The sequence below is a fragment of the Legionella nigrisilvae genome (genome assembly GCF_977063395.2).
Window position 1 is genome coordinate 433,381 of record NZ_CDRUGZ020000020.1, and the last position, 13,616, is coordinate 446,996.

A 13,616-nucleotide genomic window follows, 5' to 3' on the forward strand; every position below is an offset into this window, starting at 1 on the left:
CTTGTTGGAGCCCCACTATGTTAAGCCCATCAATTAGAAAATACATGCACACTCATAATATTCCCTATAAGACCATCAGTCATCCTAGAGCATATACCGCATCCCAATGTGCCCAGGCAGCCCATATTAAAGGAAATCATTTTGCTAAATCTGTAGTGGTTAAATTGGATGGCAAATTTGTATTGGTTGCAATTCCAGCCAATACCCGTCTCAATTTAGACCTATTCAAAAAAGAGACCCGAGCAAAACGAGCAGAAATTGCTAAAGAGTTCGAATTTCAAAACAAATTTACTGACTGCGAAGTGGGCGCGATACCCCTTTTAGGTGAACTTTATAATATGGAGGTCTATCTGGCCGATAGTCTTGCACATAAAGAATGGCTTGTCTTTAATGCGGGAAACCATGATCAACTGCTAAAAATCAAAGGTGAGGACTTTTTAAAATTGGTTCATCCAAAAACCTTATTGCAGTGTTGAAAACAGTTTTCGATGGTAAGAAATTTCTAGTTCAACAGTAGACTTTTATACATACTTTAAGCACCGAGTGAAATATGGAAATTGCTGTAAATATGGGCCGTTAGTTGGAACAGTAAACCGTAAAAACGTATCGCTCTTAATAAATACTTAATGTTTGTACTATATGATTATAAGTAATTCATTTTCGGGTAAGAAGTATGTCACAGTCGAAGGAAGAGCAATTTAAAATCGTTGATGAGGTTCGACTTCTTCTCGACGAATTACGAAGCTTAAAAAATACGCAATTTCAAAAAATCAAACAACCTAAGTTTGAGCAAATGGTATTCAACGGACTCGTTAAAAGATTTTCTCCCCTCGCAACTGCCAATAATTTTCTCACTTCATTAATGCCAACTGAACGACCAAATCAAAATTCAGATTTAGAGGTGGATGAGGTCAATGAGCTTTGGAAAGATCTTTGGAGAATTTTTTCTCAATTAGAATTAGACATTAACTCACTTGTCTCACTCCCTGAAAATGAGCGTCTTCCCAAGCAAAAAGCCATTTTTACAGAAGCTTTAAAAGAAATAGGCCCCAAATTCGCGAGAGCAATTGAGCTTGATACCGATATAAAATCCTTTGAGTACAGCAAGAAAACCTCTTATGCTGCGATGCAGTCTCTTGCACAAGAAAAGATGGCATCCATTAAGGAGCGATTGGATACTGAACTTAGTATCGAACCCTTAAAACAAAAATGGCAAGAGGTAGAACAAATTATCCGTAAAGAATTTCAACAAGAGCTCCCAACAACCCATGATTATGTGAATCTTTTAAATGCCCTTCATCAATTAGAGGACCTGGAAAAAATCCCGCAAAACAGGTTGTCCAAGGGACAAAAAATTGAAAAGGTAGCTCCTAAAAAGAGAAAAATTAAAATTCGGGATATCGTAGACGGTTTTGAAGATGAGACCAGTTTGCTTTCAGAGTTAAACGCCTCATTGATTTCTACCATTACCAGCAATTTAGAAATTCTCCACATGCTAGAAACTACCCAATGGGAAGAGCTTAAGCTTAAACCCTTTCCCCAGAATGAAGCGATTAAAAAACTTGAAGATTTTTATCGAAAGGCACTAGGCAGTTCTTCTTTAACTATTCTGGAACGTTTTTCTCAACTCACTGTAAAAATTCGTGAATTAAAACACGAAATGTTTGGTGAGCAGAGTGAAGAGGCAGAACAGTTAAAGCAAGAAGCAGACGCTCAATTACTGCAACTCGAAAAAGACATGGATAACTTTTCTCAGGAGACTGAAAAACTCAAAGCAATGAAACTAAATAGAGAGCATTACCTGCGAGCTGCAAATAAATTATTAGAAGAGCAAAATAAATTATTAAAAGAAAGACTGGAGAAAATTAATCCCATCATTAATAAAATCTTGGCCATCGATAAGGTATTAATAGACTTCAAAAAATCCGACCAACAGGAAGAATTATTTTCTATCAAAAAAGCAGAGTTTTATAAACACTACGAGCCATTTTTAAATGAAGTAGCCGAGTTTGAAAAGGAACTGCGTTTAAGATTAAAGAATAAAAATGGTTCGGAAATTGAGGGACTAAAACAAGAATTAGATGATTTAGTTCAACAGACACTCAAGACGCATGAAGAGATCAAGGAAGCTACCAAAGCAAATCTTGGAAATTACACTAGCCTATTAAATCATGTTTTTAAATTAGAAAAAGCTGAGGAAAGGGCAAGAACTATTTTCAAAAAGATTGAAGAGAGAATTCCCGAACAAAAAAGAGAAAATCAAATAAGGGAAGAGTTCTCCATTAAAAGAGAAATGCTTCTTGAAATTAATGAAACCTTGCGATTGTCTCATACTCAATTTAAAGCTGAAGAAATACAACAAGAGATAATCAAGTTCCTGGATGCTAAAATACACCGCTTTGAAAAAGCTTTGACCGACGCCCCCATTAAAAAAGTTGAAGAAGAGTTAGAAGCAATTAATTCAACACTGGAACATTTAAGTGAAACCCTAATCAAGGCAAAAGTATCTCAAACAGTGGCTCAGCAACACTTTAGAGCTTTATGTAATAGGTATCGATTTAGCAAAGATCCTCTATTAAGCACCATGGAACAGTTAAGGGATGCTCCCCATTATCGAGATATCCACCTAACAATCGATCTTAACCAACATGATCGGTTCAGAGAAACTCTTGATAGAGAAGATTTTCTTATTGCTGCGGAAAATTTTGACTTTGAGGGATGGGTTACTCATCTAACTATTTGGTCACGAGAAGAATTAGTCGCCTATTGCAAACAGCTTGCCGAATTTGCTGAGATCGCACTTATAGGAGGTATCGAAGCCTACTCAGCACAATACAATCCAGCAGCCATCGCATCATTTGAAGATGCAATGTCATTTGGTGCTCAATCGCAAGTGAATCCTCTTACCCTCTTCCGTCAAATGTCTGCATTTATTTCTGTCGCGGCTGACAATACGGATGAGCTTGATAGAATAATTAAATCCATCTATTCCAGCTACTCATATCTAAAAAGGGATTTTACAAATCAATATCCCCCTATCAACCTAGATGCAATGCCAGCATTTCTCACGAAACTGGAGTTTTCAGAAGAGATTGTTAGGCAAATTAGCGATGAACGACTTTCGCAGATATTGATTGATGTAAACAATCAGGGAGATCTTGAAGCATTTTTGCGTCAGGAACTGCAGACTTATCATTACCTACAGCGAGACATGCAGCTCCCAAGTGAGGAGCAGTTTCAGCATTCGAATCTCTCAGATTTATCTGCATTACGTTCCAGCCGGGATCTCATTGCCACCATTCTCAAAGTACATTACCTTACTGTAATTCAAAAGCACATTGAAGTAGAACAAGCTATCGCTCCAAAATCTAAAGTAATGGACGATTTACTCCACTTTAAACAGTCTGTTGGATCCAAACCTATTTACGCTTTTCTTTCTAATAACTTATTGGGTGCAATAGAAAATAGCTTAGAGAAACTAAAACAGGAGCAGATTTATAATAGTTTTAATACGTTCTATGAAATACAAATGGGTGCACTGGGCCACTCCCTATCTCAAGGTTTAGAAGATGAGCTCACTCTAGATGCTCCGGAGAAATTAATTCGACTCCAAGAAAAAATTAAAGCAAACGCCGAGAGTCATTCATTAGATCAAGCGTCGCTTCATTTAACAAAACTAGGATTTCCCCAAGATTTTTATTCCCTCATTGAAAAAAATGCGGATTTTTTAAAGTGGTCTGAGTTTTTGCAAGAGTCGTTGGGAAAAATGGAAATTCCATTCCTTTCTAATGAGGATAAACAATTCATTCAAGAGGTCTCTCATCCCTCTTGGTTGAGGAACCTAAACGAAGAAATAAAGAGCATTATTTTAACTGAGCCCCAAAATGCAGAGGACTGTTTTAATCGGGTCAGCAGGTTAAATCAGCTTTCTTCACAAGTTGAACGGTTATCTGGAATTCAAAAAAAATGGACACAGATGATTGACTGCGTGCTAACCACTTATCCCAGTGAATCAAAAACTTATAATCCCCGTTTACATGGAGCCCAACAAGTGGATGAATGGGTTCAAATCAACGCAGTTATTAACAACCAACAAGTAAAACAAAACTTAATAGAATATCGAACTAATCGGGCTCAATTGGAAAGAATTAAGAGGCATGGGTTTGAAACCAATATTGATTATAAAAATCTAATAATGACGTTACAAGGCAATAAATGCATTTTGGATGCAGGACGCGAACAATATCAAATGTTAAAAGACAGACGCGAAAAGGCAGTCGGCGAATTACCTACAAAATTAATTGCAGCACTAGAAGTATTGGGTGCATTAAATTTTGAAATTAACAATACTTTTAACAAAGATATGACTCAAGAGCAAAAAGCTTTATTGCTGGCTATAAATGGAAATATGGTTAATCTATGGCGAAATGGACAAAAAATATTAAACGATCTTGAAACATGCCACCTAGGCAGTGAGGAGCTTGAAACCGCAATAACTGATGCATCAACTTTTCTTACGAGTTTACCTTATACAGTCTCTAAATGTTTTGATGAGGAACACTATAATGAGCTTGATGAAGCAGGCCTTGATGAAATGGATAAAATCTATAACATGGTCATGGAAGCCATAGCAGAGTTCTGCGAAGAATGGGAGATTGAGTTTGAATATAACCGTCCCGTAAGTCAAGTGACACAAGATTATAAGAAAAGAATCAGCGAAATCACAAACCAAATTGTAATTCCTGAAGATGAAATAGCATTAAATCCTAAGAAATAGCAGCTCACTATTTTATCGCTATACATACTCACAATAAAACCTAATCAAAAATTAAAATAAATTAGGTGGCGTCTTTACATCTGCGGCACTCCAGGCTTCGTGAAATTTTTTTTCTACTTGTTCCGCATCTTTTGTGCGTCCCATTTTTTTCAGGCTGTTCGATAAACCCCAAAGAGCCCAACCATTATTCGGATATTGTTTTAAATCAGCCTCATACATTTTGATTGCCTCTAAAGGACGGTTCCATCTTAGATAAACATCACCTAACAGCTCTTTTATTGGAACATACCAATCTGGTGGTTCATGGTAGCCCATATCATGCTGAATTGCTGAAGCGATCTTCAATTGATTGATGCTCTCTTCCTTATTACCCTGTATAGCCTCTAAACGAGCAGTTAAAACAGCGGCAGCAATTTTTAAAAGCGATACTCCATTCTTTTCCAAGTTTTTTTTACTTGGACCTTGCTCGATAATTGCCTTTAACTCAGTTAATTCCTGTTGTGCTTGTTTTATTTGATGTGTATGGGACAAAGCCATCCCTTGAGCGTAATGCCACATACCCAAAGCATATTGATATTCTTTAGACGGTTTAGGCTCTTTAAGTAAATCATCCCATAAAGCAAAACGCGCCTGAACAAAGTAAGGAATAGGAATAAACCATTGCAAAGAGGCTTCATTTTTTAACCAGTCATTAAACGGTGGTGCAAGCATTTTTCGTGCTGCCCAGAGTGCTAATTTTTGTCGCCCTTCCATGGTGGCAGTGGTTCTTAAAAAATCATAGTTATGCATATAAAGATAATTAATCTCAGGAGCGAACCCTTGTTGCCTACATGTAGTATTATACGTATTGAATGCATCAATTGCCTTTAGATTGGACTCACTTCCTTGAGCATATTTTCCAGTAAGGAAGTAGATATGTGCCGGCATATGGACTAAATGTTCTGAGCCAGGAACTAACGTGGTTAACCTGTTAGCACTATCCATCGCTTTTTGGGGCTCTTTGGAACTTTCAATTGCATGAATGAAATAATGATTCGCACCAATATGTTCCGGCTCATTCGCAAGGATATTTTTTAAAGCGTTAACAATCAGGACTGTTTTGGGATTTTCTTTGCCATCGATCCCCCAAAATTTCCATTCAATCACCTCAAAAAGGGCATAAGCGTATAATGCCTTTGCGTTATGATCAGTAGGATAATGAGCAATAATTTTTTCCATTGCTTCAGCATAAGCAGCCATTTCAGTGGAAGAGGATTTATCAAAATTAGTGCTGGAGCGATGACAACTAAAAGTTCCCGAAGATTCAGTTTCTTGCGGTCGCGGTTGATGTTTAAAGCGCTCCATAAGAGCAAGAATATAAGCGTTTTCCTGGGGCGTCATGTATTGTTTGAGGGAAACTGCCTTTTCAATTGCCTGTTTTGCATCCTGATATTCATGCCCTGTCATTGGTGCATTAATTTTAGAACCTGTTGCCAAAGCAAATCCCCAATAACACATCCCACACTGAGGGTCCAATCGCATAGCTTCTTTAAAAGAACGAGCCGACTCCCCCCATTCAAAACCATAAAAAAGAACCATTCCTTGGTTAAAGAATTTTTGCGCTGATTTATTGTTCGTAGAAACATTAAAATGAAACGAACCCAGATTATCAAAAACAGGAGCCAAAGGCTTAGACAAAGGAGCTTCAGCAAACGATAAATTGGAATAACTTAGGAGGGGAAGACACAGTAGTAACAAAAATTGATACATTAGAATCCCCCATTCCCTTATTAAATTTTAAAACCCAATATTTTATCAAGCAGTTCAAAACGATTTTTTAACTCAATTAATAGTAGATATTAAACCAATAGTAAAAACAAGAGCAGCCAGATTGCTCACAGCCATACTTTCTTAGTCGAAGTAAAAACTCCAAAGCTCTCCCACGGAGGTTATACTATTTCATCAACGGTTAAATCAAATTACCCAGCAATAAACTAGGATTATTATTGTTGCTTGCAGGATTCAGTTCATTTGTAATAAATCTGATTGCAAAGGTTATTTTGCCTGCAGTCTAAATCAAGGCACTGGTAGCTTTGGATAGAACTTCATCCTCACCCATTCGCTCCATAATAATGTACATGCACACTCCCAAAAGGATGACCCCATCAATAACGAGAACCACCGGGCGCATCGAACCATCGAACAAAAGACCTGTTAAAGCGACGGCCCCGGAAGAAAACAATAACCGGGTAGACATAATGAACGAAGAACAAACTCCTTTGAGGTCAGGTAAAATTTCTAATGATTTGGCAAATGTCACGCTCATTGGGAATGCGCAACCAAACGCCATCCAGCACATTGCAAATGTAATCAATCGTGGATAGCTTGGATATTGAAATGCAAAATAAGTAAGCAGTACTATGGATAGGATGCAACATACCATCCCTAAGTAGACCGCTTTTCGGCTGCCTATTCGATTAATTATGTTATTCGCATAAAAGCTGGTAAGCGAAAAAATTAATACAATTAATCCTTGCTGCATTGCGAATTGAAAATAGGATAATTTACACGTACTAATATAATAAAATGAAGCACTACCCACAAAAGTTAAATAAGCCGTAACTAACATGTTCGGCATGCTGGCATAAATTAAAAACTTACCATGCGCACACACAGTTCGATAATCATTAAATATAGTCGAAAGCTTTAATGGCTGCTTTTCTTCTTTTGTTTCAGGCAATTGCCATACCAAAAAAAGCCATGAAATAAGAGCAATAATTGCAATAAACGTAAAATTAGCTCTCCAAGTAAAATAATTGATCAGCGTGCTGCCTAAAATCGGAGCTGCTGCCATAAAAATAGTGACATAGGCATTAATTTTACCAATATAATTTGCAGCTATTGCACCATTATATCGATCAGAGATCATGGTAAATCCAAGTACTACGGTACTACTAGCGCCTAAACCTTGAATAAAACGCCAAAACATCAATTGGTATATTGAAAATGAAAAAACACAACCTACTGCTCCAACTAAAAAACAGGTTGCTCCAAAAATCATTAAACCACGCCTTCCTAAAGATTCGGATAATGGCCCGTATAACAATCCAGAAAGACAAAAGGCTAAAAAATTAAGGCTTAAGGTACTTTGTACTTGGGCCTCAGTACTTCCGAAGAACTTCATAATACTAGGGAAGCTGGGTAAGGAAATATCGATTTCCATACAGCAACCCAATAATGAAATAATAATGAGTGACACGAGTGATAGTGGAAAGGATCTTGATGCCATAATACTTATCTTCTTGATAATAAACAGGGGGCGATATTTAGAAGAATACTTCTCAAATCGTCATACAAACTGCAGCAGTGCATTGTAGCAATATTTGTCAACCTTGAGAAGCAATCGGAACGGTTAAAGATGAACTGCTTTGTAAGCGACTTTGCATATAAACAAGGAAAAATAAAATGATTAATCGTTCAAAATTATTTCTTTTCTCTGCGCTCTTTGGGTTAAAAAACTATTCGTTTCCTGTTAAGCTTCGCTTGGTTTTTTGAATTTAACATAGGTGGAAATAATGAAAATTATAAATAAATCAGTATTTATAATACTGGGTTCTTTATCTATGACAACCATGGCATCAACAAGCAGTGCTAGTTTATATGAAAAAATATACAGGCTGGCAGAGCAAATTTATTATACTGAGCATTCATTAAGTCCAGAACAACGCCAAATGACGGAAGAGCTATCCAATCAAATTGAAGCCGTCATAAGTATACCCAATGATGTTACCTGCGGAACAAAGAGTGATGTTTTTCAAGAAGCGTACAAATGGTCGTATAGTTCTGATGGCTTAAATGAAACATCCTCTGGAGCAGAAAAATTTGCCACTTTCATAATAAGTAAATCCTGCCCAGCCGCCTACTTTAAGGTTTTTAAACCCGCCTATAAATTTGCTTACGCAAGCGATGGCATGAATAAAACCCGCTCGGATGCGAAAAACGTTGCCACTAAAATAAGTGATTACGAAGCTACAAAGTATTACACTAAAAACTCATTGCAATGTTATATCGACAATTATAAGTTTGCCTATTCCAGTGGCGGTATGAATAAAACTCGCTCGGAATCTGAGATTTTTGCTAACCAACAATGTTTGGGATAATTACTGGATAATAATTTAAGCGGCTATCAAAGATAGCCGTTTTGTTACATTCTGATTGTCCTAACGCTGGTAATTTGAATTTAAAGATCAAAATATGGCGCACATTGATCTCAAAAATCACCCTATGTATGCTTGATGATCGTATTTTAATTGAGATCAATTAATGAAAACTAAAATTTTACTCGCTATTTCCTTAATTACCGGCATTTATTCTGCCCACGCTAATAATTGTGGCACTTTGAATGTTTCTGTTTTTAATAAAAGCGGTCACACCTGTACTTTGCGAGCAATGAATTTAATAAACGGTCAGATTATAATAGGTCAAGCGCCAGGAATAATTGCAAATGGAGAAAAAGCTCCCTCTTTCACACTTCAACAAACTTACAGCGCGGGTCCTAACATTCGCCTTGAATACGAATGTGATAATAAAACAATAAGTATCGTTTCACGACAAGATTTATGTGCTATGAATGCAGGTGCTATTTCTGGTAGCTACTCGAGTTCAAACAACGTTCATGCTGATTTCCTTACCACTATAGGCAGTTGGTGGAGCTCTCTTCCTGGTGAAATCCACTGGACTATTGGCTAATTAAGCAATTGCGAAGAGGTGTATTTTAATCCACCTCTTTTAACAAACAGTACTGAACCGCTTAGAAATTTCCATAAAAAAAACTCCTTAGCGCTCTACCCCCTAGAAGTTATAAAATTCATGATGATAGCTACCGATTCATCGATTAAGTATTTTGACGTATCAATCACAATTTGCTTGCTATCCCAGGGTTCATAATTTCGATCCAGAACGGCTTGCCATGTAGGAAGTTTGTGTCCTTTTATATCCGCAATGCGTCCTTCTACTCGACTTTGATGAACTTGTTCATCGGAACAAATTAATTCGATCTGGATAAGATCTGAGTCCGTTTGTTTTGCTACTTGTTGCCAAGCTTGGCGTGTTATCGCGATAGGATTAACCGAGTCCGCCACAACATTTAATCCTAAGGTCAAATTTTCACGAGCAACGGCATAACTGATTAAATATCCCTCTGAGCCCACTATCAACTTACCTGAATAGTCATCCAGATTAATTAACGCCTGCTCAATAGTATCTACTCGTAAGTAAACTGCCTTTAAGCGCTGGGCAATAATTTTAGAAATTGTCGTTTTGCCCGTGCCAGGTAACCCACCAAAAACGATTAACATCATAAAATTGTCTCGTTGAATTTTTTTCTCATTTTCCTTTTTTCTTAAAAAACTGCAACTTTATCATCACAAAATTTGCATTGAGTTTTGTTGATCGAAATACCCAAACCTACTTTTTGATTCAATTATTTGAAATTGGTTACCAAAGCAGTATAATTGCCACTTTTTTATCCAGCATGGTGGTTACAATGACAATATTAGCGGTTTGTGGACCTATAGGTAGTGATTTTAAGACGTTCAGCCAACAATGTTATTCTTTATTAAATAAAGATAAGACCCTATTGATTGATAGTTCAGAGTTTAAATCCAGCAATTCATTATTAGCTGCCATCGAAAATGTCCAAGGCGATATCATTATTTTTGGGGCTGATATTTTTTTAGATGAACAATTACGTTCAAAATTGGACATCAAAGTGTTTCTTGAGCTGGATGCAGATCTGTGTCTAAGTAACTATTTGAAATCAATCGGTGCAAACATAAAAAATGTTGAAGAGCACATAGAATTTTATTCTACTCATATTAAACCTCTAAATGAAAAAGTTAGATTATCCGCCAAATATGCCGCTCTGCGCCGCCCACAAGAAAGTTCAAATCATACATTAATTGATTTGCTTATTAATAAAGATGATAAAACATTAAAAAAATCAGTTTTACCTGCTGTAACCAGAGATATGTTCTGGAAAACTGAATCGCAAGAGCAACAAATAGATAAGCCTATGAGCACTACCCACTCTAACCTTTCATATATGTAATCAATGTATAAACCTGAGGAATCGTCACTTTTTTAAGTAAGTGGCATTCCCGCGCAGGCGGAACCCCATTAAAACAAATAGGGTAAAGAATTAAATATTGATAGATTCCCGCCTGCGCGGGAATGACATTATAAATCTTGGGAATTTATAGCCAACCTACCTTTATTGGGCGAAATTGCATTTACATTATAAATTTAACAATACACCCTGTTTCGGTTTAATCAGTTCTACACCAATATCATTTTCTTGAAACAGCTCCTCTAAAATCTGCCTTCCTACATCGTCCTTAGAGTTTGAACCATCTCCAAATCGAGGTTTGATGTGAGTTACAACAACTGGAAGTCCTCGTAATGAATTTTTTAAATTTAGAGGATCAACGATCGACGCCAATTGTCGCAATTCAGACATGAATAAGTTTGGTTTTAAATGACCGAATAATTTGTTATTGGGTTGGGAATTTAAAAATGAGCATTCGAGCATGATGCCATGAAGCTGCCTATTTCTTATAAGTGGTGCAATCTCGTGCCAAATATTCTCCATGTTGGTCGATTGCTCCGTGCTATCAGCTCCCGTGTCGCCAAAATATAAAAGATATTGATTATTGTAACGGATTAAAAAAGCACTTGATGGCATCCCACTATGACTCAAAGGAAACGCTTTTACCTGCAGATCCGTTTTAGGAATATCAATCCACTGGAGTAAGGGCAGATTTTGATAGTGTTGATAATTCAAATGCGGAATGTCTCCTTTATCCCCAAAATTACCCCACACCGACCAATTAAAAATATTTTTCTGCAATGCCAGCATGGTTTCTTCGCGAGACATAATTGTTTGCCCCTCTCGCAATTCGGGTTGTGCCATCACCAGCCCCATAAGATGATCAAGATGGGCATGAGAAATGAGATACACAGGAATATGTTTTTGCAGCAAATCTTCAATATTTTTATGGCGGACTGATTGTCTTTCAATTGCAACTTCTAGTCCATGCACCAACGTCCCCCCGTCAAGAGCCACATAATCCTCACTCTCGATCGTCTTTAATAAGTAAGCAGATAAATTTCCATCTTTCAAACCACCATAAACCCCCAGAGGAACAAGTTCAAAAGCAGGTGCACAAAATGCACTCTGAGAAAAAAACAAAATAAACATTGAAATTAATAACTGTCGCATATGGATTTCCTTAAATGATGCGGTAGTTTTGTAAATAATATAGAGGTTAATGAAGGAAACAACTTAAATCGATTAATACAACAAATTTATCCTACTGTGGGAAACATTTATACTCACGCAAAGATTGAGGGATAGATTCCCGCCTGCGTGTGAATGACATATAAACCGTGGGAATTGCCTGATTAACCGCGGGAATTTACTCAATATAACTATTTGTTCGTCCACTCAGCAAATGGTTATCTACTTCTTGGGTGTAAGAATTTTAAGTGGTATCCTGTCCACGCATCCCCCCTGTTTTAGATCAAATTTAGTATGTGTACCGTTGCGGCGGTTAAACGGTAACCAGGAGGGATTTCTTTTCTGCAGGACGAGAATCAAAAAGGAACTAACAACATGCTGAAAACGAGTCAAGTGAGTGAAAACTTGCGTCAATCGGGTATTCGTGCCGCAAGCACAGAATGTGAAAAAATTGGCGGTATAAATTTAGGGCAAGGTATTTGTGATTTACCAACCCCAGCGGTAATTAAACAGGCAGCTATCCGTGCGATTGAACAAGAAAAAAATGTGTACTCTGCTTGTGAAGGGGTGTTCCATTTACGGCAGGCTATTGCCGATAAAATTCAAACATTTAATAAAATTCCAGTTCATGCCGAAACAGAAGTTCTGGTGACCCACGGCTCTACTGGCGCATTTATTTGTGCGGTGATGTCTTTGTTTAATCCTGGTGATGAAGTTATTTTGTTTGAACCTTTTTATGGCTACCACAAAAATATTCTGGAGCTATACCAAGTGAATGTTAGAGCAGTACCGATTAATTTACATGACTTTAGCATTCAAATGGAGGATCTTGAACAAGCGATTACCCCTAAAACTCGTGCGATTATCATTTGCACACCGTGTAACCCCTGTGGCAAGGTGTTTTCTGAGCAGGAATTATTAGCGATTGGCAAAATTGCAGAACACTATAATTTAGCGGTTATCACCGATGAAATTTATGAATATATTACTTACCCAGGTCACAAACATATATCCTTTGCTCGTTTAAAAAATTTTAAAGAGCGCACCATCACGATTTCAGGATGTTCAAAAACTTATAATATGACAGGATGGCGGTTAGGTTATGCGAGTGGTCCCGCGCATGTAATTGCCAAAATGGCTTTAATTCAAGATTTAGTATATGTGTGTCCTGCAACCCCATTACAACATGCAGCGGTCGATGCGTTTAAATTACAAGACAATTATTATCAAGAGATGTGTCAAACTTATTTGGAAAAACGAGATCATACTGTACGTGAGTTACGTGACATTGGTTTTGAAGTAACTGTTCCCCAGGGCGCTTATTATATTATGGCTGATTTTTCACGCATGGGCTTTAAAAATGATGCCGATATGACCCGCATGCTACTGGAACAGGCCAAAGTTGCCGTGGTTCCGGGACGTTCTTTTTATTTAAATCCAGATAAAGGGAAAAATGTAGTGCGTCTTTGTTATGCCTTAAGTAAAGAAAAAGTGGCACAAGGGTTGAAACAGATAAAGGATGGGTTAGTGCTATGTCCTTCCTAAAACATAAGTACCACACAT

The 13,616-nt window shown here is 37.3% G+C and carries 10 protein-coding genes; 6 read left to right on the top strand and 4 right to left on the bottom strand.

All coding sequences use genetic code 11. The features are described from left to right. Positions 1 to 17: 17 nt before the first annotated feature. Positions 18 to 476, top strand: coding sequence for an aminoacyl-tRNA deacylase (locus ACWTE2_RS10605; protein WP_454785340.1), 459 nt, complete (start codon positions 18 to 20; stop codon positions 474 to 476). A 197-nt stretch (positions 477 to 673) separates the two neighbouring features. Continuing rightward, complete coding sequence (locus ACWTE2_RS10610; protein ID WP_454785341.1) at positions 674 to 4,777, top strand: hypothetical protein; 4,104 nt, start codon at positions 674 to 676, stop codon at positions 4,775 to 4,777. Positions 4,778 to 4,828: 51 nt separating this feature from the next. Here ACWTE2_RS10610 and ACWTE2_RS10615 read toward each other — a convergent pair whose 3' ends face one another. Both ACWTE2_RS10615 and ACWTE2_RS10620 read right to left on the bottom strand, forming a co-directional pair. Continuing rightward, positions 4,829 to 6,526, bottom strand: coding sequence for a tetratricopeptide repeat protein (locus tag ACWTE2_RS10615; protein ID WP_454785342.1), 1,698 nt, complete (start codon positions 6,524 to 6,526; stop codon positions 4,829 to 4,831). A gap of 301 nt (positions 6,527 to 6,827) precedes the next feature. Then, positions 6,828 to 8,045, bottom strand: coding sequence for a multidrug effflux MFS transporter (locus ACWTE2_RS10620; RefSeq protein WP_454785343.1), 1,218 nt, complete (start codon positions 8,043 to 8,045; stop codon positions 6,828 to 6,830). A gap of 286 nt (positions 8,046 to 8,331) precedes the next feature. Between ACWTE2_RS10620 and ACWTE2_RS10625 the strand changes: the two genes are divergently transcribed. Then, positions 8,332 to 8,916, top strand: coding sequence for a hypothetical protein (locus ACWTE2_RS10625; RefSeq protein ID WP_454785344.1), 585 nt, complete (start codon positions 8,332 to 8,334; stop codon positions 8,914 to 8,916). A gap of 163 nt (positions 8,917 to 9,079) precedes the next feature. Beyond that, positions 9,080 to 9,505, top strand: a complete 426-nt coding sequence (locus ACWTE2_RS10630; RefSeq protein ID WP_454785345.1) for a hypothetical protein — start codon at positions 9,080 to 9,082, stop codon at positions 9,503 to 9,505. Between the two features lie 95 nt (positions 9,506 to 9,600). Here the strand turns inward: ACWTE2_RS10630 and ACWTE2_RS10635 are convergent, their stop codons facing one another. Then, positions 9,601 to 10,116: a P-loop nucleotide/nucleoside kinase family protein gene (locus tag ACWTE2_RS10635; RefSeq protein ID WP_454785346.1), complete on the bottom strand. Its 516-nt coding sequence runs from the start codon at positions 10,114 to 10,116 to the stop codon at positions 9,601 to 9,603. Between the two features lie 185 nt (positions 10,117 to 10,301). On the opposite strand from ACWTE2_RS10635, the gene ACWTE2_RS10640 reads away from it, so the two are divergent. Next, positions 10,302 to 10,865, top strand: a complete 564-nt coding sequence (locus tag ACWTE2_RS10640; protein ID WP_454785347.1) for a nucleoside/nucleotide kinase family protein — start codon at positions 10,302 to 10,304, stop codon at positions 10,863 to 10,865. A gap of 186 nt (positions 10,866 to 11,051) precedes the next feature. Here the strand turns inward: ACWTE2_RS10640 and ACWTE2_RS10645 are convergent, their stop codons facing one another. Beyond that, positions 11,052 to 12,035, bottom strand: a complete 984-nt coding sequence (locus ACWTE2_RS10645; RefSeq protein ID WP_454785348.1) for an MBL fold metallo-hydrolase — start codon at positions 12,033 to 12,035, stop codon at positions 11,052 to 11,054. 393 nt (positions 12,036 to 12,428) lie between these two features. On the opposite strand from ACWTE2_RS10645, the gene ACWTE2_RS10650 reads away from it, so the two are divergent. After that, positions 12,429 to 13,598 (top strand): pyridoxal phosphate-dependent aminotransferase, encoded by a 1,170-nt coding sequence (locus ACWTE2_RS10650; RefSeq protein WP_454785349.1) that lies wholly within the window; start codon positions 12,429 to 12,431, stop codon positions 13,596 to 13,598. Positions 13,599 to 13,616: the final 18 nt, after the last annotated feature.

What these genes read in the sequence shown, in the direction of transcription:
- ACWTE2_RS10605 (WP_454785340.1), top strand. Translation starts at nt 18, where the DNA reads ATGTTAAGCCCATCAATTAGAAAATACATGCACACTCATAATATTCCC.
- ACWTE2_RS10610 (WP_454785341.1), top strand. Translation starts at nt 674, where the DNA reads ATGTCACAGTCGAAGGAAGAGCAATTTAAAATCGTTGATGAGGTTCGA.
- ACWTE2_RS10615 (WP_454785342.1), bottom strand. Translation starts at nt 6,526, where the DNA reads ATGTATCAATTTTTGTTACTACTGTGTCTTCCCCTCCTAAGTTATTCC.
- ACWTE2_RS10620 (WP_454785343.1), bottom strand. Translation starts at nt 8,045, where the DNA reads ATGGCATCAAGATCCTTTCCACTATCACTCGTGTCACTCATTATTATT.
- ACWTE2_RS10625 (WP_454785344.1), top strand. Translation starts at nt 8,332, where the DNA reads ATGAAAATTATAAATAAATCAGTATTTATAATACTGGGTTCTTTATCT.
- ACWTE2_RS10630 (WP_454785345.1), top strand. Translation starts at nt 9,080, where the DNA reads ATGAAAACTAAAATTTTACTCGCTATTTCCTTAATTACCGGCATTTAT.
- ACWTE2_RS10635 (WP_454785346.1), bottom strand. Translation starts at nt 10,116, where the DNA reads ATGATGTTAATCGTTTTTGGTGGGTTACCTGGCACGGGCAAAACGACA.
- ACWTE2_RS10640 (WP_454785347.1), top strand. Translation starts at nt 10,302, where the DNA reads ATGACAATATTAGCGGTTTGTGGACCTATAGGTAGTGATTTTAAGACG.
- ACWTE2_RS10645 (WP_454785348.1), bottom strand. Translation starts at nt 12,035, where the DNA reads ATGCGACAGTTATTAATTTCAATGTTTATTTTGTTTTTTTCTCAGAGT.
- ACWTE2_RS10650 (WP_454785349.1), top strand. Translation starts at nt 12,429, where the DNA reads ATGCTGAAAACGAGTCAAGTGAGTGAAAACTTGCGTCAATCGGGTATT.